Here is a 25,804-nt window from a genome sequence, read left to right as displayed (position 1 = left end):
CCGCCGCAGGCGGACGCGTCTCGAAACCCTCATCGCGCGGTGGGTTTCGAGACGCGTCGCGCTGCGCGCGGCGCTCCTCAACCCACGAGGCCGAGGAGGGTGCGCAGCTCGGCGGGATCGCGCGCGATGGCGATCGCCCCGGCGGACTCCGCGAGAGAGCCGTAGCCCCACGCGGCGAAGATCGTCGGCACGCCGTGCACGGCGGCGCCCTCGATGTCGTGCTCCCGGTCGCCGACCAGCACGGGCGCGCTCACGTCGAACCCGCGTTCGCGCAGACGCTGCAGGGCGAGCGCCACGACGTCGGCCTTCGCGCTGCGCCGCTCATCCTCGCTCGCGCCGGTGATGACGTCGAGTTCGCCGAGCAGCCCCTCGTGCTCGAGGATGGCGCGCGCGAGCGACTCCGGCTTCGAGGTCGCCAGCGAGAGCGGCACCCCCGCGGCGTGCAGCTCGCCCAGGAGCGCATCCACCCCCGCGTACACCGTCGCGTCGAAGACGCCGATCGTGCGGTACCGCTCGCGGTACACGGCCAGTGCGGCGCGGGCCTCGTCCTCCGGCAGTCCCGCGAGCTCGCGGAACGAGTCGAGAAGCGGCGGACCCACCCAGACGAGCATCTGGGCGGCAGTGGGCACCGGCATCCCGAGCTGTTCGAACGTCCACGCGAGCGTCGAGGTGATGCCGGGTGCCGAGTCGACGATGGTGCCGTCGAGATCCCAGAGCACGCACGAGAAGCGCGGCATCAGAACAGCCTCGCGTGGCCGGTCTCGAGGCCGCGCATGGCGTCGTAGTCGAGCACGACGCACCGGATGCCGCGGTCCTCGGCGAGCGTGCGCGCCTGCGGCTTGATCTCCTGCGCCGCGTACACGCCCGACACCGGCGCGAGTCGCGGGTCGCGGTTCATGAGCTCGAGGTAGCGCGTCAACTGCTCGACGCCGTCGATCTCGCCGCGGCGCTTGATCTCGACCGCGACCGAGCCGCCCGCGGCATCCCGCGCCAGGATGTCGACCGGTCCGATCGCGGTCATGTACTCGCGCCGCACGAGCGTGTAGCCCTCGCCGAGCAGCTCGATCTGCTCCGCCAGCAGGCGCTGCAGATCGTCTTCGACCCCGACTTCTGCAGGCCGGGATCGACGCCGAGCTCGTGCGACGAGTCGTGCAGGATCTCGTGGATCGAGATCACGAGCATGTCGGCGGTCTTCGCGTGCGTCACCCGCCACAGCTCGACGACGCCGGCGGAGGCGCGCTCCTCGTCGACCTCTTCGACCGCGAACGTCGCCGGCGGGCTCATCCAGTTCAGCGGCTTGTAGCTGAGCGAGTCGGAGTGCACGAGCACGGAGCCGTCGCCCTTCAGTACGAGCAGCCGCGTCGCGAGCGGAAGGTGCGCCGAGAGCCGGCCCGCGTAGTCCACGGAGCAACGGGCGATGACGAGACGCACCCCGCGAGTCTAGGTTCCCGGATCGGCGTCGTCCGGCGCCCGCGGGGTCGCGCCGCCGGGATCGCGAGGGCCGCGATCACGATGAGCCCGAACACGATCCAGAGCGCGTTGAGCACGCCGACGTGCTGACCGACGAAGCCGATGACCGGCGGCCCGACGAGGAACGCGCCGTAGGCGAGGGTCGCGACGACGCTGACCCGGGCGGCCGCCTTGGCGGGTTCGTCGCCCGCCGCCGAGATGCCCACCGGGAACCCGAGCGACGCCCCGAGGCCCCAGACGGCGATGGCGATGTAGGTGACCGCGGGCACCGGCACGAGGATCACGAGGGCGAGGCCGAGCAGTGCCGCGATCGCGGCGGCGCGCAGCGAGACGACGCGGCCGAGTCGGTTGATGAGCGGCACCCCGAGGATCCGCCCGACCGTCATCGCCGTCGCGAAGGTGCCGAAGGCGAGGGCGGCCTGACCGTCGTTGAAGTGACGGTCGTCGTGCACGCCGAGCGCGAGCCAGTCGTTCGCGGAGCCCTCGGCGAAGGCCATGCCGAGCATGACGACGCCGATGAGGAGGGTGCGCGGCTCGAGCCAGACCGACATGCGCTCGCGGAAGGTCAGGCGCGGCTCGTCCGCAGCATCCGGGTCGACGCGCGGGATGAAGCGGGTCGCGACGATCGCGCTGGCGACGATGATGGCGCCGATGACGGCGAAGTGCACGACCGGCGGGATGCCGGCGAACGCGGCGATCGATCCGAGCCCCGCGCTGATGACCCCGCCGAGACTCCACGCGGCGTGGAACCAGGGCATGATCGCCGTGCCGCTCGCGCGCTCCACGCCCGCGCCCTCGACGTTCATGCCGACATCGCAGATCGAGCTGGCCGCGCCGTAGACCAGGAGCGAGATCCACGCGACCGCGTACGATCCGAGCGCCGCGCCGAGGCCGATCCCGGCGACGCCGATGCCGCACGCCGAGAGCGTGATCGCGATCGTGCGCCGGCCGCCGAGCCAATGGACGATGTGGCTCGAGAGCAGCAGCCCGACGATGGCGCCGATCGAGGCGGCGACGATGAGCACCCCGACCTCGGCGACCGTGATGTGCAGCTCGTCGCGGATGGTGGGGGTGCGCGAGATGACGGCCGAGATGCCGAGGCCGTTGGTCGCGAAGATCGCGAAGACGGCGGTGCGCCAGGCGGTGACGCGAGGTGAGCGGGTGGTCGTCGCGGAGGCGGTCACGGCGGCGGCGGTCCTTGCGGTGGGGAGGGCGGTGTGCGAGGCGGACGAGGGGTCGAATCGTTTCGACTCGAATCGTTCCGAGTAGCGTATCCAGGCATGGAGGAGCGGGCAAGCCGTCCCACGCTCGCGGCCGTCGCGCGGCGGGCCGGCGTCGCGGCATCCACGGCCTCCCTCGTCTTCAGCGGCAGCGGACCCGTCGCCGAGGCGACGCGCGAGCGGGTGCTCACGGCAGCGCGCGAGCTCGACTACGGGGGCCCGGACCCCACCGCCCGGTCGCTGCGCCGCGGACGATCCGGGGTGATCGGCGTGGTGACCGAGGACCGCCTCGCCGAGACGTTCCGCGACCCCGTGAACGTCGCGCTCCTCGACGGCATCGGCGAGGAGCTGAGCGACGCGCGGCTGAGCCTCCTCGTGATCCCGATGGCCGGGGTCGGCGGTCCCGACCCGGGCGACGCGGCGATCGACGCCGCGATCCTCATCGGCTGCACGACCAACGTCGCCGACTCGGTCGCGTCGCTGCGGCGCCGCGGCGTGCCGTTCGTCGGCGTCGAGACCGAGCCGCTCGACGGCGTCACCGCCATCGACATCGACAACCGCGAGGCGTGCGCCGCCGCCGCGCGGCTCCTCGCGCGGCTCGGGCACCGGCGCGTGGCCGTGGTCACCCTGCCGCTCGACCCGGGTCGCCGGCGCGCCCCGCTCGACCCCGCACGGGAGGCGGCGTCGACGAGCTTCGTCGCGCGCGAGCGGCTGGCCGGGGTGCGCACCGTGTTCCCGGATGCGGGCGGCGTCTCGGCGGCATCCAGCGCGGTCGACGAGGGGATGATCGCCGGCCGCTCGCTGCTGGACGGCCCCGCCGCATCGCGCCCCACCGCCGTACTCGCGCAGAGCGATCTGCTCGCCGTCGGCATCGTGCTCGCGGCGGAGGAGCGCGGGCTGCGGGTGCCGGAGGACGTGAGCGTGGTCGGCTTCGACGGGATCGCCGTCGACGGACTGCTCTCGCGCGCCCTCACGACGCTCGCCCAGCCGGTGGAGGAGAAGGGTCGTGCGGCAGGCCGGGCGGTGCTCGCCGCGCTCCGCGGAGAACGGGCTCCCGACCGGCTGCTGCAGTGCGAGCTGCGCGTCGGATCGACGACCGGACCGGCCCCGGATGACACTAGCTTTCGCTAACTTCACAAACTTGTGAAAGAAGCGTATGGTCGCGCGCATGACCAATGCGATCGAGGCCGCCGGCCTCGTCAAGACCTTCGGCCGCACCCGAGCCCTCGACGGGCTCGACCTCTCGGTGGCCGAGGGCGAGGTGCACGGATTCCTCGGCCCGAACGGCGCCGGGAAGTCCACGACGATCCGCGTCCTGCTCGGCCTGCTCCGGGCACGCGGCGGGAGCGCCACCGTGCTCGGGCGCGATCCCTGGCGGGACGCCGTCGACATCCACCGCGACCTCGCCTACGTGCCGGGCGACGTCGCGCTCTGGCCGAACCTGTCGGGCGGCGAGAGCGTCGACCTGTTGACGCGGCTGCGCGGCGGTGCAGACCCGAAGCTGCGCGCCCGCCTGCTCGACGAGTTCGAGCTCGACCCGCGCAAGAAGGGGCGCAGCTACTCGAAGGGCAACCGGCAGAAGGTCGCGCTCGTCGCCGCGTTCGCGCGGCCCGCGAAGCTCTACATCCTCGACGAGCCGACCAGCGGGCTCGACCCCGTCATGGAGTCGGTGTTCCGGGCCCAGATCGAGCGGGTGCAGAGGGAGGGAGCGACGGTGCTGCTGTCGAGCCACATCCTGAGCGAGGTCGAGCAGCTCTGCCAGCGGGTGACGATCGTGCGCGCCGGCCGCGCCGTCGAGACCGGAACCCTCACCGAGTTGCGGCACCTGACCCGCACGAGCATCCGGGTGACCACGTCGGCGTCGCCCGACGAGCTGCGGCGGATCGAGGGCGTGCACGACCTGCAGCAGGAGGCCGGGGCGCTCGTCTTCGACGTCGACACCGACCGGCTCGACGAGGCACTCGCCGTGCTCACCCGGGCCGGCGTCAGCACGCTCACCGCGACGCCGCCCTCGCTCGAGGAGCTCTTCCTGCGGCACTACGGCGACCGGGTCGAGATCGAGCGCGAGGAGGAGGCGGCGACCCGATGATCCGCCTGCTCGCGCTGCAGCTGCGGCGCGACCGCCTGATCATGGCGGTCTGGATCCTCGGCACCGCGCTGCTCGCGTTCGGCAGCGTCGCGGCGATCGCGAAGGAGTACGGAACCCACGCCGAGCAGCAGAACGTGCTCCAGCTCGCGCTCGCGGCGCCGTCGGTGCTCGCGTTCCGCGGCACGCCGTCAGGAGCGTCGACCGGATCGATCATGTGGTTCGAGCTGTTCACCTGGCTGGCCGTCGTGATCGGGCTCATGAACACGTTCTTCGCCACGCGGCACGGCCGCGCCGACGAAGAGCTCGGCCGGCGCGAGCTGATCGGGGCGACGCCCGTGATGCGCTCGGCGCCGCTCGCCGCGACGCTCGTGTTCGGCGTGGTCGCGAACGTCGTTCTCGGCCTCCTGCTCGCGGGCGCGTTCGCCACCGGCAAGGTGGATGGCGCCGGTTCGCTCGCCGCGGGCGCGACGTTCGCGGTCACCGGCATCGCGTTCCTCGGCGTCGGCATGCTCGTGGGCGAGCTCGCCCCGACCGGCCGCGCCGCGAACGGGATCGGCGCCGCGATCGTCGTCGGCTCCTACGTCCTGCGTGCCGCCGGCGACACCGCCGGCACGCCGCACCTCGACTCCCTCACGCTCGATCCGGCGTGGCCGACGTGGGTCAACCCGATCGGCTGGGGCGAACAGGTGCTCGCCGGCACCGAGAACCGGTGGGCCCTCCTCCTGCTCGGGGTCGGCCTCGCGATCGTGGCCGTCGTCGCCGCCTTCGCGATCCACGCCCGACGCGACCTCGGGGCGAGCATCCTGCCCGACCGCCCGGGTCGCGCCACCGCGTCGCACGCCCTGGCGGGACCGTTCGGACTGGCCTGGCGGCTCCAGCGCCCCGCGCTGATCGGCTGGGGCATCGGCGGCGCCGTGCTCGGGCTCGCGACGGGATCGCTTGCGCAGGCGGCGGGTCAGATCACCCACTCGAAGGACCCGCAGGTGATCGAGACGCTCCGGCTCATGCTGCCCGGGGTCGCACCGAGATCCTGGATCTGCTGGTCGGCGTGCTCATGCTGCTGGGCGGGTTGCTCGCGGCCGCCGCCGGCGCGCAGGGTGCGCTGCGCCTCCGACAGGAGGAGGCGGAGGGTCGCGCGGAGCTGCTGCTCGCCGGTCCCGTCCCCGCTCGCGCGTCATGCTCGGCTCGGTGGTCGTCGCCATGGTCGCGGCGATCGTCATCATGGTCGCGGCCGGGTTCTTCGCGTGGCTGAGCTTCCTCGCATACGGCGACGGCGGTCCCGCGGCCCGGGCGTTCGGGCAGGCGCTCGTCGAGCTGCCGGCTGCCCTCGTGTTCGCCGGACTGGCGGCACTCGCGGTCGCCGTGCTGCCGCGCGCGGCAATCGCCATCGCGTGGGCCCTCTACGCGATCGGCGTCGGGATCGGGCTGCTCGGCCAGCTGCTCAAACTGCCGAAGGCCGTCATCCGGAGCAGTCCGTTCGACCACGTGCCGGCCGTGCCGTTCGACGACTGGGGGCCCACGCTGATCCTCATCGGGGTCGACGTCGTGCTCGCCGCGGCGGCGGTCGTGCTGATCCGTCGGCGAGACTTGTCGACATGACCGACCCGTTCGCGCGATTCGCGGAGAGGGTGGCGGACGCGTTCGCCACCCTCGGCTTCCCGCGGATGGCCGCGAACGTGGTCATGGCGCTCACCGTGAGCGAGGAGGGCCGGCTGACCTCGGCGCAGCTCTCCGAGCGGCTGGGGATCAGCCCAGCTGCCGTGTCGGGGGCGATCAAGTACCTGACGACGCTCGGGATGGTCGTCTCGTCGACCGTGCCCGGCACGCGCCGGCACATCTACCGGCTGCCCGATCGCCCGTGGTACGCGGCGTCGCTCGTGCGCCCGTCGGTCTACAGCGCGCTCGCCGACCTGGTCGAGCGCGAGGCGGTGCTGCTGCCCGAGTCGGAAGCCGGGGCGCGGGCCCACGAGATGGCATCGTTCCTCGCCTTCCTGCGCGACCGGATGCCGACCCTGCTCACCGAGTGGGAGGAGTCGCGGGGGCGCGGTTGACCCCTGCGGTCGTCAGCGCCGGGCCGTCCGTCCCCGGGCCCTCAGTGCCGGGCCCTCAGCTCCCGTACTTCGCGATGAGCGCGTCGAGCATCGCATCCTGCGCCGGGTCGATCCCGCCGCGCGCCGGGTCGGCGTCGTGCCAGCCGACCATCTCGGCGGCGCCGCGCCAGTACGGCGTCGTCGCCGTGTACTCCGGCACGAGCGCCTTGACCTTGCTGTTGTCGAAGAGCACCGAGTGCGCCTTGTCGCCGACGAGGCCCGGGCCCTCGTCGGGATAGTTCCGGGCGATCGCCTCGCTCGCGACGTGCACGAGCTCGGGCTCCGGGCGCCCGCGGCGCGGGCGATGATCTGGAAGATCTGGTTCCAGGTGAGCGCCTCGTCGCCCGTGATGTGGAACGCCTCGCCGAGGGCGCGACGGTTGCCGAGCAGCCCGACGAGCGCGACGGCGAGGTCGCGCGAGTGCGTGAGGTGCCAGAGGCTCGTGCCGTCGCCCTGGACCACGACGGGCTTGCCGGCGCGCATGCGCTCGATCGCGGTCCAGCGGCCGAAGATCGGCACGGAGTTGCGCGTGTAGGTGTGCGAGGGCCGGATGATCGTCATCGGGAACCCGGAGTCGCGGTACGCGGCGACCAGCAGGTCCTCGCACGCGATCTTCTCGCGCGAGTACTGCCAGAACGGGTTGCGCAGCGGCGTCGACTCGGTGATCGGCAGGCGCTCGACCGGCTTCTGGTACGCCGATGCCGACGAGATGAAGACGTATTGCCCGGTCCGCCCGCGGAACGTCTCGATGTCGGCCGCGACCTGGTCGGTGTGGAACGCGCGGAAGTTCACGACGACGTCGAACTCGCGGTCGCCCACGGCATCCCGGATCGACGCCGGATCGCCGGCGTCGCCGCGCAGCTCCTTCACGCCGTCGAGCTCCGGGGGCACCGGTGTCGTGCCGCGGTTCACGATCGTGAGGTCGTGCCCGCGGGCCAGCGCGAGCGCGCTCACCGAGGTGCTGATGGTGCCGGTTCCGCCGATGAAGAGCATGCGCAGAGTCACGATTTCGAGGCTAGTCCTGCGCGCGCGGCCCCGACGCTCCCGTCCACGCGACGCTCCCCGTCGACGCGACGCTCCCCGTCGACGCAACGCCCCCCGTCAAACGCAACGCCCCCCGTCAAACGCGATGCTCCCCGTCAACCCGACGCTCCCCGTCAACCCGACGCTCCCCGTCAAAACTTCAGGAGCCCGGCGGCGTGTTCGCCGTCGCGGGCACCGGATCGCCGTGGCCCTCCTGAAGGTTTGACGACGACGCGTCGTTCTAGGCTCGTGCGCATGACCGACGCGACCGCATCCGGCATCGAGACGACATCCGGGATCGAGACCGACGAGCTCGACCCCGCGATCCGCCCCCAGGACGACCTCTTCCGCCATGTCAACGGACGCTGGATCGACCGCACCGAGATCCCGGCGGACAAGGCGCGGTACGGCTCCTTCTACATCCTCGCCGAGCAGGCCGAGCGGGCCGTGCGCGAGATCGTCGAGCGGTCGCAGGATGCGGAGCCCGGCACCGAGGCGCGCAAGATCGGCGACCTCTACGCGAGCTTCATGGACGAGGAGCGCATCGAGGAGCGCGGATGGTCGGCGATCGCGGGCGACCTCGCGCAGGCCGACGCCGTGCACGACATCCCGAGCCTGCTGACGGCGCTCGGCGCGCTCGAGCGCAAGGGGGTCAGCGGATTCTTCCAGGCGTTCGTCGACAACGATCCCGGCGATCCGGAGCGCTACCTCGTCTTCCTCGAGCAGGCCGGCCTCGGGCTGCCGGACGAGAGCTACTACCGCGAGGAGACCTTCGCCGAGATCCGTGCGAAGTACCTCGCGTTCCTCGGCCGGATGTTCGCGCTCGCCGGCGTCGAGGCCGACGCGCAGGGAGTCTTCGACCTCGAGACCGAGCTCGCGAGACAGCACTGGGACAACGTGCGCTCGCGCGACAGCCAGGCGACGTACAACCCGATGCCGTGGGCGAAGCTGCTCGAGCTCGGCCCGGTCGCTGCCGGGGGCGCCGACCTGACCACCTGGCGGGATGCCATGGGCGTGCCCGCCGGATCGCTCGACGAGGTCGTCGTGCGCCAGCCGAGCTTCGTGACCGGCCTCGGCGCGCTGCTCGACGACGCGCACCTGCCGGCCTGGCGCGACTGGTTGCGTTGGCAGGTCATCCGGTCGTCGGCGCCCTACCTGCACCGCGAGGTCGTGCAGGCGAATTTCGACTTCTACGGCACGACCCTCACCGGTGCGCCGCAGCTGCGCGACAGGTGGAAGCGCGGCGTCTCGATCACCGAGGGGGCGCTCGGCGAGGCGGTCGGCCGCATCTACGTCGACGAGCACTTCGCCCCGAGCGCCAAGACGGCGATGGACGCGCTCGTCGAGCGGCTCGTCGACGCCTACCGCGACTCGATCACGGGCCTCGAGTGGATGACCGAGCAGACCCGGCAGCGCGCGCTCGACAAGCTCGGCAAGTTCACGCCGAAGATCGGGTACCCCGACCGGTGGCGCGACTACTCGTCGCTGCAGATCACGCCCGACGACCTCATCGCCAACATGCGCGCCTCGACCGAGTTCGAGTTCCAGCGCGAGCTCGGCAAGATCGGCCGGCCGATCGACCGCGACGAGTGGTTCATGACCCCGCAGACGATCAACGCGTACTACAACCCGGGGTTCAACGAGATCGTGTTCCCGGCCGCGATCCTGCAGCTGCCCTTCTTCGACGAGAACCGGGATGCCGCCGCCAACTTCGGCGCGATCGGTGCGGTGATCGGCCACGAGATCGGCCACGGGTTCGACGACCAGGGCTCGCAGTACGACGGCGACGGCCGCCTCACCAACTGGTGGACCGACGACGACCGCGCCGCCTTCGAGCAGCGCACCAAGGCGCTCATCGCGCAGTACGACGCGCTCGAGCCCCGGCAGCTGCCGGGCCATCACGTCAACGGCGCGCTCACGATCGGCGAGAACATCGGCGACCTCGGGGGCTTGAGCATCGCGTGGAAGGCGTACCTGCTGTCCCTCGACGGGGCCGAGCCGCCGGTCATCGACGGGCTCACCGCCGCCGAGCGCTTCTTCCTGAGCTGGGCGCAGGCCTGGCGGGCGAAGCTGCGCGACGAGGAGGCCCTGCGGCTGCTGTCGATCGACCCGCACTCGCCGACCGAGTTCCGGTGCAACCAGATCGTCCGTAACATCGACGTGTTCCACGCGACGTTCGGCACGACGGCCGACGACGCCCTCTGGCTTGACCCGGAAGACAGAGTGACCATTTGGTAGACGTCTCGACCGCTGGTGAGCGAAGTCAGCGCGTGCGCACCCCCGCACGCCCCGTCATCGCGCCGGATCCACGGTCGAGAACTTCAGCTCCAGCTTCACGGCGCTCGGCGGTCTCGCGTACGAGGGCGCGCGGGTGTCGGCCTCGGTCTCCGATCTCGACACCGGGCGCAGCCTGCTCGCGATCGACGAGCGGATCGTGCTGCCCACGGCATCCATCGGCAAGATCCTGCTGCTCATCGAGGTGTCGGCCCGGTTGAGCGAGCGCGAGGCATCCGCGTACGGGATCCTCGACAAGACCGCTCGGGATGCCGTGGGCCGGTCGGGCCTGTGGCAGCACCTGCAGGCGCCCGCCCTTCCGGTCGCCGACCTCGCCACCCTCGTGGGCGCGACCAGCGACAATCTCGCCACCAACGTGCTGCTGCGCCAGGTCGGTCTGCAGGCCGTGCGGGAGCGCACCGAGTCGCTCGGACTGCTGCGCACCGCGCTGCTCGACCTCGTGCGCGACACCCGCGGCCCCGACGACGCCCCGCAGCTCTCGGTGGGTTCGACCGCGGAGCTCGCCTGGCTGTTCGGCGCCCTCGCACGCGGCGAGGTGGTCGACAGCCTCACCTCCAGCCGCGTGCTCGGCTGGCTCTCGCTCGGCTCGGACCTCTCGATGGTCGCGAGCGCCTTCGGCCTCGATCCGCTCGCGCACCGCGGCACCGACCACGGCATCCTGCTCGTCAACAAGACGGGCACGGATGCCGGCGTGCGCAGCGAGGCCGGCGTGGTGCGCGGACCGCGGGCGGCGGTCGCGTACGCGGTGTCGGTGCAGTTCCGCGACCACGGCATCGCCGCGCGTCTGCGGGTGCGCGATGCGCTGCACACCGTCGGGCTCGACCTGCTGGAGTACCTGCACTGAGACGTGCCCCGGAAAAGTGGGAGTTGTCCTCACAAGTGCCGACTCGCTAGATTCAGCATCACCCGATGCGCGTTCCCCCGATGCGCACCACCGGGACGCCCCCCACGTCCCGTGTCCCCCCGCCGTTCCCGCGTACCCGCGCGGCATCGACGCCTCTCCGCTAGGACATCCCCTGCCCATGTTGAAGAAGATCCTTGCCGGGATCGCCGCGGTCGCCCTGGGCGCCGGCATCTCGGTCGCCGCGGCCGCCACCGCGGCCCACGCCACCGAGCCCACGCAGTGCGTGGTCGGCACGACGCACGTCGACGAGGTGTCGCACCAGGAGTACCGGTACGACCAGGTCGTTCCGGCGAAGGCCGAGACGTTCCACACCGAGTACCGGTTCCACACCCGGGTGCACCGACCCGACAACACGGTGGAGCGCAAGTTCGTCAAGGGGTACGACTTCGTCGACGGCGGCACGGTGACCTTCCGCGACCAGAACAACCACTCGCAGACCGTCTCCGGGCACTGGGTGAAGTCGGACGGCTGGCACCAGATCCCCGACAGCGTGATCAACGCGTACTGGGGCGCCGGCGGCATCACGCAGAGCCTCCTGGGAGGCTCGGAGGATCACCCGAAGGGCATGGTGCCCTTGAGCGTGTACGGCGGCCCGAACGTCTCGGTGTCGTACTACGCGAGCGAGGAGACGATCACCGGCGGATACACCGACTACGGTCCGTGGTCCGACTGGTCGACGACCAACCCCGGGGCGTCGACCGACACCATGGAGGTCCAGTCCGAGCAGGTCTCGAACCACGACGGCACGACCGAGTACACGCTCTACTACGTGCACGGCCACTCGCCGAGCACCGACGTCGACGCGGCCACCTGGGAGACGGCCGCACCCGGCGCGCCGTGGGCCCAGTTCGACGAGCGCAAGGTCGTCGACACCGCCGCGCACGACACCGACAAGTACGCCGACTGCGTGCAGCCCTGCTCCGCGTTCGGCACCATCACAACGATGGCGAACCCGGATGGCACCCTCCCGTCGACGTGGAACACGTCCGACACCCGCAGCAAGGGCAGCAACACCGTGACGGGCGGCGTGCTGAACGTCGCGACGCAGGACAGCTCCGGGGAGTCGAAGGCCGCCGCGTACTACGCGGTCGACATCCCGCTCGCGAGCATCGGCAGCCCGCACCTGAACTACGCGTCGACGCCGGCCGGCGTGCTGCCGGGCTTCCAGCTCGTGCTCGACGACGGCCGCATCCTGGTCGGCGAGCCGGGGCCTACGGCGACCGCTGGTGGTCGAAGCCCGCGATCTCGGGCGTGCCCGCCGCCGACGGCTATCCGGCCAGCGCGAACCTGAACGTCTGGCTCGCCGCCCTGCCGACCGCGCACGTGAAGTCCATCGGATACAGCCTCGGCTCGGGCGTGCAGGGCACGGCTGCGATCTCCTCGCTCTCGCTGACCAGCGACAACTCGGCGTGCGTCCTCGACTTCAAGGACTACGTCACCGCCCTGTGCGTCTCGCAGGGGAACACCTGGTCCCAGGAGGCCGGTGACATCGCCCCGACGGCGATCCCCGCCGGCATGCTGTTCGCCGGTCCGAACACCGCGGCGGTGGACTACTACCACCCGGTGAGCGGCAATCTCGAGGGCGTCGTCGGCTCGTCGTACACGATCGCCGAAGCCAGCGGCTATCAGGCCGCACTGGTCTACGAGGTGAACCCCGATGCGGTGCTCAACACGGGCGGCCCCGTGGTCCACTATGCGACCATCTCGATCGAGCCCTACATGAACGGCTGGGCCCAGGGACAGACCGGCACCTTCACGGTGACGCACTCGACGCTCGTCTGGACCAGCAAGATCACCAGCGGGCCCGGATCGCAGTCGCAGCCGGTCTCGATCGACGCGATGACCGCGCTCATGCCCGGCAACACCCTGCTCTCGCAGGGCCTGCACCTGGGCACGAACTCGACCGCGGAGCAGAGCACCGTCGTGAGTGCGGTCACCGGCTGCGGCTCGTTCCCGCTCACCGATCTCGGCACCCTGGCCGACTTCCCGACGAACCTCACGTGGAGCGACCCGGTGTGCACGCAGGGCACGGTGACGGGCGGTTCCTTCACCGTGGGCATGGTGGACGGCGTCTCGTTCTTCACCGGCCAGGTGGATTACTTCCTGGACGGTTCGACGACCCCCTCACGCAGCAGACGGTCACGGTCGCACCCGGTCACCACACGGTGACCGCGGCGCCGCACGACCCGAGGGACGGTCTGGATGGTGAGTCGTCCTGGTCGTTCGACATCGCGCCGCCCGGGCTGTGCCCGACCGACCTGAAGACGCTCGCCATCACCGGCACGACGTCGCCGGCGCCGTGGATCGCGGCGGGCGTGCTCCTCTTCGGCGCCGGGATGGCGCTCACCGTGGCGCCCGCGCTGCGCCGGCGGACGCGAGGTCGGCACTAGAGCCACAGCACCAGCGGGAAACAAGGCGTCTACCCCCCTTCCTGGGGTAGACGCCTTGTCCGCAGAAAGGGGGACACGCTAGCTTTCGATCGACTGCCAGAACGTTCCGTCCCCCGCGGAACGCTCGCCCCCGACCCGGCAGTCACGAGGTGATACCCACATCAGCTGATCCGCCCCCACGAGATCGGCTCGAGCGCCACCCCCGAAGAGCGCGCTCGAGGCCTGCTTGCCCCTTCACCGGCCACCCCTGTGCCGGCATGACAGTTCCGCCTGTTCCCCCTTGCGCACGCCTGCGTGCGCCCTCTCAGCAAAGGGATCCCCCATGTTGAAGAAATTCCTGGCTGGTGCGACGACAGCGTTGCTCGCACTCGGCCTGGTGTCGCTGGTGGCCGCTCCGGCCTCCGCGCACACCGGTGACCTCGACGTCACCGCCGTCTGTAACACCCAGACCCACCAGTACGACTTCACCGCGAAGCTCAAGATCGCGCAGACGTCGCTGAACGGCTCGACCCACTACAAGGTCGGCACCTCGACGTTCGACCACACGCCGAAGCAGTCGGACCCGACGTTCTCGGGTGCCGCGATCGTCTCGACGAACAACCCGAGCACGATCACGCTGACGACCTTCTCCCTGCCGGGAAGCACCACCGGATACGGCCCCTGGGTCTACGCGCAGACGACCTTCACCGACAACTACTTCGTCGGTTCGGACGGTCAGCTGCTGCAGCCGCTCGACGGCACCTGCGGCGACGACACGACCAAGAAGATCACCATCTGCCATGCCACGGCGAGCGGGAGCAACCCGTGGGTCAAGCAGACCCCGAACGTGAGCTCGATCATCCAGGGGCTGGGTGGCCACGGGTCGTCCGGCGTGAACGTGGACGACATCATCCCGCCCTTCGACTACACCCAGAACGGCGTCGTGAAGCACTACGACGGCAACAACTGGAGCGCGGGTGGCCAGCAGATCTGGAACAACGACTGCACGCAGCCCGGCGCGCCCCGGGGCCCGACCTACACCGAAGCCGTGTGCACGGCGACCGGTCAGACCGGTGACGCCACCGTGACGATCCCCTCGGGCGTCACGGGCGCGCAGTACTGGATCAAGTCGAGCAACACCGGCAACACCTACGCGACCATCGCGCAAGGAACCACGGCCTCCTTCCCGGCCGGTACCACCGTGCGCGTCAAGGTGACGCCGCTTTCCGGCTACGAACTGTCGATCAAGCCGGTCGAGTTCGCTTCGCACCCCTTCACGAATGTGGCCAGCAAGTGCGTTCAGCCGGTGCAGCCCACGGTCGTTCAGTCGACGTGCACCGCCCCCGGTGAGCACGGTGTTCCGAGCTACACGATCATCGCGACCGACCACGTCACCTACAAGGTGGGGAACTCGACCGTCTCCGGCACCAAGCTCGTCTACGGCGCACTGCCGAAGACGGTGACCGTCACCGCGGTGGTCTCCTACGGCTACATCCTCGTCGGACCGTCGTCGTTCACCCTCACCTTCGCCGACCCCGGCGACTGCCTCCAGGACGTCTCGGTGACCGTGGGCTTCGAGAACGCGATCTGCACGGCTCCGAGCACCTCGACCGACGCGACCTACACGCTGCCGGATGTCAAGGGCGTCTCGTACTCCGTGACGATCAACGGCGTCGCGGCTGACAGCTCGGTGGGCACGCATGTGGTGGTCCCGAAGAACGCCTCGATCGTCGTGGACGTGACCGCCGACCCGGGCTACCGCCTGACGTCGCCGGGCCACAACACGTGGAGCTACACCGATCCGGGTGCCTGCCTCGTGGATGCCGGCGTGAGCACCGTGCCGACCTTCTCGCAGACGGCCTGCAACGTGTACGTGCCCGGCGGCATCACCCCCGCGGCCTACACGCTCTACGCCGCCGACCACATCTCGTATGAGGTCAGCACCGACAACGTGACGTTCGCGCCGAAGGCCGTCGGCACCTGGAACCTCGACCCGGGCCAGCACGTCTGGATCCACGCCCTGGCGGATCCCGGCTACATCCTGGTCGGGCCCGGAGAGTGGGACTTCACGTCCGCCGATCTCGGTGTCACGTGCGACTACGACGCGACTCCGGCGACCCCCGCCTGGGTCGACGCCGTCTGCCACGATGCGCGTCCCGGTCACACCCACGCGACCTACACGGTCATCGCGGCGGAGGGCGTTCACTACAAGGTGAGCACCGACCTCGGCGCGACCTGGACGGACGCCACTCCCGGCGTCGTCGTGAAGGTCGCTCCGGATGCGGTGGTGTGGGTCCAGCCGATCGCCGACCCCGGCTACCAGTTGACCGACTCGAGCATCCTGAAGCACGAGTTCGTCGACCCCGGCAACTGCGAGCTGACGATCGACTACGTGCAGCCCACCGCCACCGACGCGACCTGCACCGAGGGTGACGTGACGCCGGGCAGCTACACGCTGGCCGACGTCGAGCACGTCACCTACAACGTGCGCGTCAACGGCGTGCTCACGAAGAACGTCGCTCCCGGCACCTACACCGCGGACAACGGCGACCACGTCGTCGTGACCACGGTGGCCGACAAGGGCTGGAACTTCGGCGACGCCGGACGCACCGTGAAGTGGATCTTCGACTTCGTGTCCGACGGTCTGTGCGCGGTGAGCCCTGTCGAGGCGACGGTCACCGATCAGATCTGCACGGTGGGTGAGTTCAAGCAGGGCGTCTACACCGACGGCGTCGTCACCATCCCGAGCACGACGGGCGTGCAGTACACGCTCGACGGGGAGGACGTCGACGCCGGCCCGCACTCGGTCACGCCCGGCGATCACATCGTCGCCGCGATCGCGCTGGAGAACTACAAGCTGGCGGACTACACCGGCCCGTGGACCCTCACGAGCAAGCTGGCGCCGGTGTGCGGCGACCTCCCGTCGCACCCGATCGTGCTGCCGGAGATCGGTGACCCGCAGGGTGCGCCGCGACCGCCACCTTCACCCTCGGCAACAACCTGGACGTCGCGGACGCCGTGATCTGGACGATCGACGGCCAGCCCGCGAACGCCGGGTCGCACTCCATCGCGGTCGGCACCTCGGTGCACGTCCACGCGGAGCCGAACGGGCCGGTCTTCGGGTTCACCGAAGACCAGCAGAAGGACTGGACCGTGGCCTTCACCAACGCCGCCACCTGCGGTGACCTGAAGACCCTCGCCCTCACGGGAGGTTCTCTGCCCACCGGCCTGATCGGCGGCGGGGCCCTCCTGCTGGTGGCCGGGCTGTCGTTGCTCTCGGTGCAGATGCTGCGCCGGCGCCGCGACCAGGTGTAGTCACCGAAAAGCCGGATGCCCCGTCCCGGGCGCTGAGAACCGGGGCGGGGCATCCATCTGTCCGCGCGCGAGCGCCGGATGAATCACCCGGCGTTAACCCCCGCGCGAGTTGTCCCCCTTTGAGGGACCTGCTACGTTCGTGAGTGCTGCTCGTACCATGTCCTCCGCATGGTGGGAGCCATCCCCCGTATCCCCGTCCCCCTCGGCCGTCCCCCTGTGCCGTGAACCCCTGTGCGCCGACGCGCGCGGGCAGGCCCTTCCCGGGCCGCTCACCTCTCTCCCTCTCAGCAAGGAACCACCCCTCGATGTTCAAGAAGCTCATCGCTGCGGGCGCGACCCTCGCGGTCGCCCTCGGAATCGTCGCCCTCGCGACGGTCCCGGCGCAGGCGCACGATCACTCCGTCAACGCCACCTGTTCCGGCCTCACGGTCAATCTGACGAACTACGCCGACGACAGCCAGCCCGGTCATAAGAACTCCGTCGTCGTGACCATCAACGACGCGCCGGTCGCCAGCAACCCCGACTTCGGCTCGAGCTTCCACCTCTCGAAGACGTGGGACGACACGCGGGACAACACCTACCGCGTCGTCGTGAAGGCCTGGGACAGCGATGCGTACTCGTTCGACACGGGAACGCTGACCCAGAAGGCCTGCGAGAAGCCGAGCGCGACGCTCGGAGCGGTCACGCCGCACCAGGCCGCGTGCGACGCGCAGCACCCCGGAGCGACGACGAGCGCATCGTTCGTCATCATCGGCGGCGACCACGTGACCTACAGCTACACGCTCAACGGCGGCTCCGCGCAGGCTGCGACCGTCGGCAGCTCCGTGCCGGTGGATGTGAGCGGCGGCTCCGTCGCGGTCGTCATCACCCCGACGGCCACGAGCGGATACAAGCTCCCGTCGTACGACGCGACCGCATGGTCGTTCACCCTCGCCGCGGTCGCCGGTGACTGCCTGAGCCACATCACCGTGAGCGGCACCCCGACCGTCACGGAGGCCGTCTGCGACGCGGTCGGCACCGCCGGCACGGGCGCCGTGAGCTTCCCCGCCCTTCCGGCGGGAGCCAAGTGGCAATACAGCACCGACTCGTCGACCGGCCCCTGGAACGACGCATCGAGCACGCTCAGGGCCTCGCGGCCGGCAGCACCGTCTGGGCGCGGATCACCGTCACCGGCTCCGGGTACGTCATCACCAACCCGGGCGCGACCGGGCCCTTCACGCTGACCCTGAAGGTGCTGCACGGCTCCGACTGCGTGACCCCGCCGGCGCACCTCACCCAGACGCAGGCCGTCTGCGACGCGCAGAACCCGGGCCAGGTCCCGGAGGCCTCGTACACCGTCCCCGCGACGACCGGCGTCGTCTACAAGGACGCCTCGGGCAGCGTGCTCACGGGTAAGCAGGTCGCCCAGCCGGGAACGACCGTGAAGGTCTTCGCCACACCGGATGCCGCGAAGGGCTACCAGTTCCCGACCGGCACGAGCAATCCGACGGTCTACACCCTGCACTTCGACACGCTCTCGAGCGATGGCTGCGTGCTGAGCGCCGTGCACGGCGTGCCCACCTTCGAGGACTCGCGATGCGAACTGCCGACCCATCCGGGTCAGATCTTCAGCGGCGACTACATCCTCCCGGCGGCGACCGGCGTGGTCTACCAGGTGTCCCTGAACGGTGCGAAGCCCATCACGACCGACGCGGGCACCTATTCGACCGAGCCGGGTGACGTCGTGGTGGTGACCGAGACCGCGCAGCAGGGCTTCTCGCTCGACGCGGGCTACCCGGCTGAGGGCTACGCGCACACGTTCGGACCGGATGCGGGCTCCTGCCTGCTGGCCGTGGCCGCGGTGGCGCAGGGCGACCCGCAGACCTGCACCACCGACGCGGACGGCTTCGCGGTCGTCAGGGACGGTGCCATCGTCGTCACGGTGGAGCCGCACGTGGTCGGCTACACGATCAACGGCACGCCGGTCGACATGACGAAGGCGGTCAACGGCACGGTCACCGTGCCCGAGCAGCCCGGCAGCTACCTCGTGGCGGTGCAGACGGAGACCGGGTACGCGGTGGTCGACTTCCCGATCACGGTCGTGGTCGACGCGGTCGACGCCGACGCCCTGAAGGTGTGCGGGCCCCTGCCGTCGCATGCGCTCGTGACGCCGACGTTCCGCGACCAGCAGGCCGGCTGCTTCACCTCGGCGAGCTTCACGCTCGGTGAGCTGAACGGCGACACCGAGGACGTCATCTGGACCGTGAACGGCTCGACCGTCGCCGCGGGCACGTACCCGGCGAAGGTGGGCACCACCTACACCGCGGTCGCTGCGGCGACGAAGGGCAACGGCATCGACCCGAGCGTGACGACGACGACGTTCACCTTCACGCCGACGGCGAGCTCCAGCCCGTGCGACCTCAAGACGCTCGCGCTGACCGGGACGGGCAACCCGACCGGGTGGATCGGCCTCGGTTACCTCCTGCTGATCATCGGACTCGCGCTCGCCGCCGTGCCGCTGATCCGCCGTCGCCGCACGGCGGAGTGATAACCGACTGAACGGCGGCGCCCCGCCGGCCCTGTGTGCTGAGACACAGGCCGGCGGGGCGTCGCCTCGTGCGGACTCCGCATCGAGACCGGTGGTCCGGCCCGTTGGTTTGCGGTCGATAAGGGCGTGTCCGGCGATGTTTGATGCCGCCGAGCGCGGCAGCGAAGGCTCTGGACCGGTAGCAAGAGCCGTTGTCGGTCATCACTGCCTGGACGCGGATGCCGGCGGCGGCGAAGAAAGCGGCGGCTCGGATCCAGAAGCCGGCCGCTGTTTCTTTGCGTTCGTCGGTGTGGATCTCGGAGTAGGCCAGCCGGGAGTGGTCATCGACCGCGTGATGCAAGAACGAATAGCCGCGACCCCCTCGACCGTGCCCGTCGTTGTGTCGTCTGCCCTGCTGTCGACCGACGACTCGATGGCCGCCGCCGTCGGGGATGCGGCCGAGCTTCTTGATATCGACATGGACCAGCTCGCCGGGTGCGACCTTCTCATAGCGAATCAGACGCGGCCTGCGGACCGGGAGCCCTGTCGCCTGGTCGAGGTGCTGCAGCAGCGGCATCCGATAGCGCTCGAGCACCCGCCCGACCGTCGACCGGGGAAACACCGAGGTGATAGCCGATCCGGTGCGGACCCCACCGGCGCGTGAACCGCAACGCGATGATCCTGCGCTCTAAACGCATCGGACAGCGACCAGGCGACCGCAGCGGACGGGAACTGCGGTCCGTCATCGGCAACTGCCGTCGATAGCGACCCGCCCATTTCGACGCGGTCGCCGGCGAGCATTGGAACCGCTCCGCAGCACGCCGAGCCGACCATCCCTGCTCGACGATCAACCGAGCAAGCCGCAGCCTGCCCTCCGGCGTGAACGGCGCATTAGCGTGAGTCACGAAGGCCTCCGTTGTGGGACGTGAGTGTGGTAACCCACATCCTCCGCGGAGGCCTTCGCTCACGTCACGCGATCACAACGTCCCGAGGAACTACACCTAGGCGGTCGCGTCGCGCTGGTCGCCGAGGCGGTCTTCGGCCTCCACCCGGATGTCGAAGATCGCCTCGAGACCGGCCTCGAACTCGGCCGCGCGGCCGGATGCTGCGAGCTCCCGGGCGCGCACCGAGGGGCCGTGCACGAGCACACCGGTCAGGTGGCGCATCGCCGTCAGGGTCGCCTCGTCGGCACCGTGCGCCCGGGCGCGCTCGAGCTCGGCGCCGAGCACGCCGAGCACGTGCCGGCGGAACGCGACGATGCCGGGCGCCGCGGCGCGCTCGGCCGCGTATTCGGCGACCGCGTCGTCGACGATGCGGTGGGCGTCGCCACCCAGCTCGGGCAGCGGGGCGTGCAGGGCCAGCAGCTCGAGATCGAGCAGCTCCACCCCGGCACCCGCGCAACGGCCGGGTCGACATTGCGCGGCAGGCCCAGGTCGATGATGAGGCGCTCGCGTTCGTCGGGCACGTGCTCCGGCAGCACGGTGTAGCGCGCGGTGCAGGTGATGACGAGATCCGCACCGCCGATCGCGGTCGGCAGGTCGTGCTCGGCGCGCACGCCGAAGCGGGTCGCGAAACCGTCGGCGCGGCCCGTCGCCGAGAACACCCGGATGTCGGTCGCCCCCGGGCGCGCAGCCCGGCGATCGTCGTCGCCGCGTACTGGCCGGTGCCCACGACGAGCACCGCGGCGGCAGACCAGTCCGCGATCCGGCTCGACGCGAGGTCGAGGGCGAGGCGGGCGATGGAGCGGCCGGCGCCGCCGAGATCGACGGCCGAGCGCACGGTGCGCGACGTGCGGGCGGCGCGCTGGAAGGCGGCATCCAGGTGCGCGCTCACGGTGCCGTCGGCGCGCGCGGCGGCGAGGGCGCGCTGCACCTGGCCGCTGATCTCGTCCTCGCCGACGACCATCGACTCGAGACCCGCGGCGACCGCGAAGAGGTGCTGCAGGGCGGCGTCGCCCTCGAGAACGCGCGCGGTCGCACGGACGGCCCGCGCGTCGTCGCCCGTCGCGTCGCCGAGCGCGTCGAACACCGCGTCGGCCGCCGACGGCACGGCATCCGGCTCCACCTCGAGGTAGGCCTCGAAGCGATTGCAGGTGGCGAGCACGATCGCCCCCGGATCCCGGGGCGGCCGGTCAGCTCTCGCGCGGTGCGCTCGGTGCGCCGAGACACCCGGTCGAGCACGTCGAACTCGGTGTCGCGGTGACTCGCGGTCACGCAGAACAACACGTCCCCCAGGGTAAACCTGCGAGCCTGAATGCTCAGCCGCGCGACCGTACGCTGGGAGGGTGACCCTGCCCGCCGGCCATCCCCTCGTCGACGGGCGCACGAGCGCCTCCCTGCTCGTGCGCGCGATGCGCGGCGACCGACCGGCGACGCGCCCGGTCTGGTTCATGCGGCAGGCGGGCCGCTCGCTGCCCGAGTACCGCGCGGCACGCGAGGGCACCGAGATGCTCGAGGCCTGTCTGACGCCGGATCTCGCGGCCGAGATCACGCTGCAACCCGTGCGGCGGCTCGGCGTGGACGCCGCCGTGTACTTCAGCGACATCGTCGTGCCGGTGCTGCTCGCCGGCGTGGGGGTGCGGATCGTCTCCGGTCGCGGGCCGGTCGTCGACGAGCCCGTGCGATCGGCATCCGACGTGCTGAGGCTTCGCCCGCTCGACCCGGATGCCCTCGCCCCGATCCGCGAGGCGGTCGGCATCGTCGTCGACGGGCTCGGGTCGACGCCGCTGATCGCATTCGGCGGCGCTCCATATACTCTGGCGTCCTATCTGGTCGAGGGCGGACCGTCGAAGGACCAGCTGCGCACCCGGGCGCTCATGGTCTCCGATCCGCACACCTGGGCCGCCCTGCTCAACTGGTGCGCCGACGTGACGGGCGCGTTCCTGCGCGCGCAGGTCGAGGCGGGAGCGAGCGCGGCCCAGCTGTTCGACTCGTGGATGGGCACCCTGTCACGCGGCGACTACCAGAAGCGGGTCGCGCCGCACTCCCGTCGCGCGTTCGACGCGCTCCGGGGCACCGAGGTGCCGCGCGTGCACTTCGGGCTGGGGGCGGGCGAGGTGCTCGACCTGCTGCCCGCGATCGGCGCCGAGGTGATCGGCATCGACTGGCGCCTGCCGCTGGAGGCCGCGGCCGAGCGCATCGGCGCGCCGTTGCCCCTGCAGGGCAACATCGACCCGGCCTACCTCGGGGCTCCGTGGGATCTGCTCGCGGCCCACGCGCGCGACGTCATGCGCCGCGGCGACGCACTTCCCGGGCACATCGTCAACCTCGGTCACGGGGTGCCGCCCGAGACGGACCCCGACGTGCTCGCCCGGCTCGTCGAACTCGTGCACGCGGAGCCGTAGCCATGTCCCGCGTCGACGAGGTCGTGGTCGGCGGCGGGATCGCGGGCCTGGTGCTCGCCCGCCGCCTCGCGATGGCGGGCCGCAAGGTCGCGCTCCTCGAGGCGTCGGATCGGCTGGGCGGGCAGCTGCTGCGCATCGAGGTCGCCGGCATCACGGTGGATGCCGGGGCCGAGTCGTTCGCGACGCGCGGCGGCGTCGTCGCGCAGCTCGCGACCGAGATCGGCCTGGGCGCCGACCTCGTGAGCCCGCTCGACGCGCCCGCATGGCTGTACCGCGACGACGGCTCGGCGATCGCGCTGCCGGCGACGAGTCTGCTCGGCATCCCGGGGGTGCCGCTCGCGGCCGACGTGATCGCGGCGATCGGCACCCGCGCCGCGATGCGCGCGGAGCTCGACGTCGCCATGCCGCCGACCGTCGGCGCGAAGGCGGCGACCCTCGGTGAGCTGGTCCGCCGCCGGATGGGCTCGGCGGTGCTGCGCGGACTCGTCGACCCCGTCGTGCGCGGCGTCCACTCGACGAGCGCCGATCAGCTGCCGCTGGAGCGCGCGCACCCGGGACTGCGCACCGCCCTGCTGCGGGAGGGATCGCTCTCGCACGGCGTCCTGAGCCTGCGCGCGGGGGCCGCGGCCGGATCGCAGGTGGGCGGCATCCGGGGCGGGATGGCGCGGCTCGCTGACGAGCTCATCGCCGATCTCGAACTGTTCGGCGTCGACGTGCGGCTCGGCGCGCGGATCGCGTTCGACGAGCTCACCCGGCAGCGCGCGGGCGATGTCGAGGGCCGTGTCGTCCTCGCCGCGGCGCCGCCGACGGCGGGCGAGCACCGGGTCACGATCGTGCTCCTCGCGGTCGACCAGCCCGCGCTCGACGCCGCGCCGCGCGGCACGGGGATGCTCGTCGCGACGGACGCGCCGGGGTGCGCGCGCGGGCGCTCACCCACCTCACCGCCAAGTGGGCGTGGGTGGGCGAACAGGCTGCGGGGCGCCACGTTCTGCGCCTCTCGTACGACGGGCACGGCATCCCGGACCTGGCCGATGTCGCGCGCCGCGACGCCGCGACACTGCTCGGCGTGACCCTCGACGCGCCGCTCGACGTCGCGATCGTCCCCTGGGTGCGGGCTGCGCCGGCAACACATGCCGTTGACGGAATGCGTCGGATCGGGGAGGCTGAGAGCGGGACGGGCCTGGCCGCGGTGGTCGCCGCCGCCGAGCGCGAAGCCGGGAGGCTCCTGGACGAGCGCGCGGAGGAGGACGGGGTCGCGACAGACTGATCCGGTCCTCCGCCCCGGACTTCCCCTCGAGAAACAGGGAGCACGCCATGAAAGGCAAGATCCTCTTCGTCGCCGGCCTCGGCATCGGCTACGTGCTCGGCACCCGTGCCGGCCGCGAGCAGTACGAGCGGCTCAAGGCGCAGGCCGCCCGGCTGTGGAACGACCCGCGCGTGCAGAAGCAGGTCGACGCGGTCGAGGAGTTCGTGAAGGACAAGGCACCGGATGTCGCCGAGTTCGTGACCGACGGCGCCAAGAAGGTCGTCAGCCAGGTCTCGAACCGCAAGGCGCCGACGCGGTCGCGCTCGGCCGGCACCCGGTCGAGCACCACGCGCTCCGGAGGCACCCGATCGACGGGCTCGGGTTCGCGCGGCGGATCGACCTCCACCGCGAACGACTGACCGGAGGGCCGATCGCATGGCCACCGCATCCCCGCAGCAGCCGCGCCCGCGGCAGCGCACACCCTCGCTCGTCGAGCTCCTGACCGATCTGCCCAACCGGGTCACCGCGCTCGTCCACGCTGAGCTCGATCTCATCAAGACCGAGGTCATCGGCAAGGCGAAGGCGCTCGGGATCGGCGCAGGGCTGCTGCTGGCCGCCGTGATCATCCTGGGCTTCATGGTCGGGGTGCTGCTCACCGCGGCGGTGCTCGCACTCTCCCTCGTGCTGCCGGGCTGGCTCGCGGCGCTCATCGTCGCGGCGTTCCTGCTGATCGTCGCGGTCGTCGTGGGGCTCATCGGCTGGCGGGTGCTGAAGAAGGGTCTGCCGCCGGTGCCGCAGGAGTCGCTGCGCAGCCTGCGGAGCGATCTGCGCACCGTTCGCGGACTCGGAAAGCGAGGAGCAGCATGACGACGTTGGATGAGGCCCGCGACAACGCGGCCCGGGCCCGGGCTGCGCTCGAGGCGAATCTCAACGGGCTGGAAGACAAGCTGAACGTTCCGAAGCGCGTGGCGAACGCGTACCGGCGCAACCCGTTGATGGTGATCGGGGTCGGCATCGGCGTCGCGGCCGCGATCGCGGGCGTCATCGCGTGGCGCGTCGTGCGCGACTGACTCCGCGCCGTGGTGGCGCGGCCCGGTGCGCCACAACCGATCCACGGTTTGCCATCGGTCGCAGACCGCGCGGACTGAATCGGATGGCGAACACCGGATCGGATCGCGGGCCGCGAGCCTGAGTACGCGCTGATTAACCCCGGGCGCCGACCGGGGCTAGGATGGTCGGGTGACCGGCCCGACACCCGAGCCCGCCGCGTACGCGCTGTGGGCGGTCTTCCGGCGCGATCCGTCGTGGCGCGCCGAGCCCCAGCACGACCTCGCGGACGCCGTCGGCGACACCGTCGAGGTGCGCGGCTTCTACGACGTCTCCGGCCTGCGAGCCGACGCCGACGTGCTCGTCTGGCTCGTCGGGCGGCAGGCGGCCGACCTGCAGCAGGCGCTGCGGCGGCTGCGGCGCGCGGCGCCGTTCACGTCGATGGCGCCGGTGTGGAACGTCATGGGCGTGCACCGCGACGCCGAGTTCAGCCCGAACCACTCCCCGCCTACGCGCGCGGTCTCGCACCCAAGGACTGGATCACCGTCTACCCCTTCGTGCGCAGCTACGAGTGGTACCTGCTGCCCGACGAGCAGCGCCGCGCGATGCTCGCCGAGCACGGCGGCATGGGTGCCGAGCACCGCGCCGTGCAGGCCAACACCGTCGCGGCGTTCGCCCTGAACGACTACGAGTGGATCCTCGCGCTCGAGGCCGACGATCCGATCGAGCTCGTCGACCTCATGCGGCACCTGCGGCAGGCCGAGGCCCGTCGCCACGTGCGCGAGGAGGTGCCGTTCTTCACCGGCCGCCGGGTGGAGGCGGCCGAGCTCGCGGAGCTCATCGCGTGAGCAGCATCACGAACAACGGCGTCGTCGTGCCCGCGGCGA

Annotated in this window: 20 protein-coding genes and 7 pseudogenes; 20 read left to right on the top strand and 7 right to left on the bottom strand. The window is 71.2% G+C overall.

Annotated features, from left to right (window positions below; translation table 11 throughout):
* Positions 1-77: 77 nt before the first annotated feature.
* The 3 genes and pseudogenes from QQK35_RS09435 to QQK35_RS09425 all read right to left on the bottom strand — a co-directional run bounded on the left by QQK35_RS09435 (position 78) and on the right by QQK35_RS09425 (position 2,744).
* Positions 78-737 (bottom strand): HAD hydrolase-like protein, encoded by a 660-nt coding sequence (locus tag QQK35_RS09435; protein WP_284253947.1) that lies wholly within the window; start codon positions 735-737, stop codon positions 78-80.
* Positions 737-1,431: pseudogene (nucS, locus tag QQK35_RS09430) on the bottom strand (endonuclease NucS). The gene QQK35_RS09435 and the pseudogene nucS overlap by 1 nt, the downstream one beginning before the upstream one ends.
* On the bottom strand, positions 1,344-2,744 hold the full coding sequence (locus tag QQK35_RS09425; RefSeq protein WP_284255661.1) for an MFS transporter: 1,401 nt from the start codon (positions 2,742-2,744) through the stop codon (positions 1,344-1,346). Before QQK35_RS09425 ends, nucS begins: the two are co-directional and overlap by 88 nt.
* Before the next feature lie 6 nt (positions 2,745-2,750).
* On the opposite strand from QQK35_RS09425, the gene QQK35_RS09420 reads away from it, so the two are divergent.
* The 5 genes and pseudogenes from QQK35_RS09420 to QQK35_RS09400 all read left to right on the top strand — a co-directional run bounded on the left by QQK35_RS09420 (position 2,751) and on the right by QQK35_RS09400 (position 6,830).
* Positions 2,751-3,821 carry a LacI family DNA-binding transcriptional regulator gene (locus QQK35_RS09420; RefSeq protein WP_284253946.1) on the top strand — a complete coding sequence of 357 codons (1,071 nt, stop codon included), beginning with the start codon at positions 2,751-2,753 and terminating at the stop codon, positions 3,819-3,821.
* Positions 3,822-3,858: 37 nt separating this feature from the next.
* Entirely contained in the window at positions 3,859-4,779 is a 921-nt protein-coding gene (locus QQK35_RS09415) for an ABC transporter ATP-binding protein (protein ID WP_284253945.1), read from the top strand.
* A pseudogene (locus QQK35_RS20775) lies at positions 4,776-5,693 on the top strand (hypothetical protein); the annotation flags it as partial. The gene QQK35_RS09415 and the pseudogene QQK35_RS20775, both read left to right, overlap by 4 nt.
* A gap of 140 nt (positions 5,694-5,833) precedes the next feature.
* Positions 5,834-6,378: pseudogene (locus tag QQK35_RS09405) on the top strand (hypothetical protein).
* Positions 6,375-6,830 carry a GbsR/MarR family transcriptional regulator gene (locus tag QQK35_RS09400; protein ID WP_284253942.1) on the top strand — a complete coding sequence of 152 codons (456 nt, stop codon included), beginning with the start codon at positions 6,375-6,377 and terminating at the stop codon, positions 6,828-6,830. The pseudogene QQK35_RS09405 and the gene QQK35_RS09400 overlap by 4 nt, the downstream one beginning before the upstream one ends.
* Positions 6,831-6,885: 55 nt before the next feature.
* Here QQK35_RS09400 and QQK35_RS09395 read toward each other — a convergent pair.
* A pseudogene (locus tag QQK35_RS09395) lies at positions 6,886-7,862 on the bottom strand (SDR family oxidoreductase).
* 285 nt (positions 7,863-8,147) lie between these two features.
* Between QQK35_RS09395 and QQK35_RS09390 the strand changes: the two are divergent.
* The 8 genes from QQK35_RS09390 to QQK35_RS09355 all read left to right on the top strand — a co-directional run bounded on the left by QQK35_RS09390 (position 8,148) and on the right by QQK35_RS09355 (position 19,302).
* On the top strand, positions 8,148-10,130 hold the full coding sequence (locus tag QQK35_RS09390) for a M13 family metallopeptidase (protein ID WP_284253941.1): 1,983 nt from the start codon (positions 8,148-8,150) through the stop codon (positions 10,128-10,130).
* A 133-nt stretch (positions 10,131-10,263) separates the two neighbouring features.
* Positions 10,264-11,031 carry a serine hydrolase gene (locus QQK35_RS09385; protein ID WP_284253940.1) on the top strand — a complete coding sequence of 256 codons (768 nt, stop codon included), beginning with the start codon at positions 10,264-10,266 and terminating at the stop codon, positions 11,029-11,031.
* Positions 11,032-11,209: 178 nt separating this feature from the next.
* Entirely contained in the window at positions 11,210-12,382 is a 1,173-nt protein-coding gene (locus QQK35_RS09380; protein WP_284253939.1) for a hypothetical protein, read from the top strand.
* Positions 12,343-13,260: a hypothetical protein gene (locus QQK35_RS09375; RefSeq protein WP_284253938.1), complete on the top strand. Its 918-nt coding sequence runs from the start codon at positions 12,343-12,345 to the stop codon at positions 13,258-13,260. Before QQK35_RS09380 ends, QQK35_RS09375 begins: the two co-directional genes overlap by 40 nt.
* Positions 13,257-13,481, top strand: a complete 225-nt coding sequence (locus QQK35_RS09370; RefSeq protein ID WP_284253937.1) for a hypothetical protein — start codon at positions 13,257-13,259, stop codon at positions 13,479-13,481. The genes QQK35_RS09375 and QQK35_RS09370 overlap by 4 nt, the downstream gene beginning before the upstream one ends.
* Positions 13,482-13,803: 322 nt before the next feature.
* Positions 13,804-16,482: a hypothetical protein gene (locus QQK35_RS09365; protein ID WP_284253936.1), complete on the top strand. Its 2,679-nt coding sequence runs from the start codon at positions 13,804-13,806 to the stop codon at positions 16,480-16,482.
* Positions 16,479-16,775 carry a hypothetical protein gene (locus tag QQK35_RS09360; protein ID WP_284253935.1) on the top strand — a complete coding sequence of 99 codons (297 nt, stop codon included), beginning with the start codon at positions 16,479-16,481 and terminating at the stop codon, positions 16,773-16,775. The genes QQK35_RS09365 and QQK35_RS09360 overlap by 4 nt, the downstream gene beginning before the upstream one ends.
* A 1,066-nt stretch (positions 16,776-17,841) precedes the next feature.
* Complete coding sequence (locus tag QQK35_RS09355; RefSeq protein WP_284253934.1) at positions 17,842-19,302, top strand: hypothetical protein; 1,461 nt, start codon at positions 17,842-17,844, stop codon at positions 19,300-19,302.
* On the opposite strand, the pseudogene QQK35_RS09350 reads toward QQK35_RS09355, so the two are convergent.
* From QQK35_RS09350 to QQK35_RS09340, 3 genes and pseudogenes are all read right to left on the bottom strand, one after another.
* Positions 19,244-20,186 (bottom strand): annotated as a pseudogene (locus tag QQK35_RS09350) (IS481 family transposase). The gene QQK35_RS09355 and the pseudogene QQK35_RS09350 overlap by 59 nt on opposite strands.
* A gap of 96 nt (positions 20,187-20,282) precedes the next feature.
* Entirely contained in the window at positions 20,283-20,666 is a 384-nt protein-coding gene (locus QQK35_RS09345; RefSeq protein ID WP_284253933.1) for a hypothetical protein, read from the bottom strand.
* A gap of 445 nt (positions 20,667-21,111) precedes the next feature.
* Positions 21,112-21,672: pseudogene (locus QQK35_RS09340) on the bottom strand (hypothetical protein); the annotation flags it as partial.
* Between QQK35_RS09340 and hemE the strand changes: the two are divergent.
* The 7 genes and pseudogenes from hemE to hemQ all read left to right on the top strand — a co-directional run bounded on the left by hemE (position 21,566) and on the right by hemQ (position 25,765).
* Entirely contained in the window at positions 21,566-22,624 is a 1,059-nt protein-coding gene (hemE, locus tag QQK35_RS09335) for a uroporphyrinogen decarboxylase (protein WP_284253932.1), read from the top strand. The pseudogene QQK35_RS09340 and the gene hemE overlap by 107 nt on opposite strands.
* Before the next feature lie 2 nt (positions 22,625-22,626).
* Entirely contained in the window at positions 22,627-23,694 is a 1,068-nt protein-coding gene (locus tag QQK35_RS09330; protein ID WP_348534920.1) for a protoporphyrinogen/coproporphyrinogen oxidase, read from the top strand.
* Positions 23,691-23,891: a hypothetical protein gene (locus QQK35_RS19765; RefSeq protein ID WP_348534919.1), complete on the top strand. Its 201-nt coding sequence runs from the start codon at positions 23,691-23,693 to the stop codon at positions 23,889-23,891. Before QQK35_RS09330 ends, QQK35_RS19765 begins: the two co-directional genes overlap by 4 nt.
* 47 nt (positions 23,892-23,938) lie before the next feature.
* Positions 23,939-24,289: a YtxH domain-containing protein gene (locus tag QQK35_RS09325; RefSeq protein WP_284253931.1), complete on the top strand. Its 351-nt coding sequence runs from the start codon at positions 23,939-23,941 to the stop codon at positions 24,287-24,289.
* 16 nt (positions 24,290-24,305) lie between these two features.
* A complete protein-coding gene (locus QQK35_RS09320) occupies positions 24,306-24,737 on the top strand; it encodes a phage holin family protein (protein ID WP_284253930.1) in 432 nt (143 codons plus the stop codon).
* Positions 24,734-24,940 (top strand): hypothetical protein, encoded by a 207-nt coding sequence (locus QQK35_RS09315; protein ID WP_284253929.1) that lies wholly within the window; start codon positions 24,734-24,736, stop codon positions 24,938-24,940. Before QQK35_RS09320 ends, QQK35_RS09315 begins: the two co-directional genes overlap by 4 nt.
* Positions 24,941-25,109: 169 nt before the next feature.
* Positions 25,110-25,765: pseudogene (hemQ, locus tag QQK35_RS09310) on the top strand (hydrogen peroxide-dependent heme synthase).
* Positions 25,766-25,804 lie beyond the last annotated feature (39 nt).

Source organism: Pseudolysinimonas kribbensis, from assembly GCF_030161895.1.
Taxonomy (GTDB): domain Bacteria; phylum Actinomycetota; class Actinomycetes; order Actinomycetales; family Microbacteriaceae; genus Pseudolysinimonas; species Pseudolysinimonas kribbensis.
This window is presented reverse-complemented; position numbering and strand designations above follow the sequence as displayed.

Coding starts and splice junctions, on each gene's coding strand:
- QQK35_RS09435 (WP_284253947.1), bottom strand. CDS start 737: ATGCCGCGCTTCTCGTGCGTGCTCTGGGATCTCGACGGCACCATCGTC.
- QQK35_RS09420 (WP_284253946.1), top strand. CDS start 2,751: ATGGAGGAGCGGGCAAGCCGTCCCACGCTCGCGGCCGTCGCGCGGCGG.
- QQK35_RS09415 (WP_284253945.1), top strand. CDS start 3,859: ATGACCAATGCGATCGAGGCCGCCGGCCTCGTCAAGACCTTCGGCCGC.
- QQK35_RS09400 (WP_284253942.1), top strand. CDS start 6,375: ATGACCGACCCGTTCGCGCGATTCGCGGAGAGGGTGGCGGACGCGTTC.
- QQK35_RS09390 (WP_284253941.1), top strand. CDS start 8,148: ATGACCGACGCGACCGCATCCGGCATCGAGACGACATCCGGGATCGAG.
- QQK35_RS09380 (WP_284253939.1), top strand. CDS start 11,210: ATGTTGAAGAAGATCCTTGCCGGGATCGCCGCGGTCGCCCTGGGCGCC.
- QQK35_RS09365 (WP_284253936.1), top strand. CDS start 13,804: ATGTTGAAGAAATTCCTGGCTGGTGCGACGACAGCGTTGCTCGCACTC.
- QQK35_RS09330 (WP_348534920.1), top strand. CDS start 22,627: ATGTCCCGCGTCGACGAGGTCGTGGTCGGCGGCGGGATCGCGGGCCTG.
- QQK35_RS09325 (WP_284253931.1), top strand. CDS start 23,939: ATGAAAGGCAAGATCCTCTTCGTCGCCGGCCTCGGCATCGGCTACGTG.
- QQK35_RS09320 (WP_284253930.1), top strand. CDS start 24,306: ATGGCCACCGCATCCCCGCAGCAGCCGCGCCCGCGGCAGCGCACACCC.
- QQK35_RS09315 (WP_284253929.1), top strand. CDS start 24,734: ATGACGACGTTGGATGAGGCCCGCGACAACGCGGCCCGGGCCCGGGCT.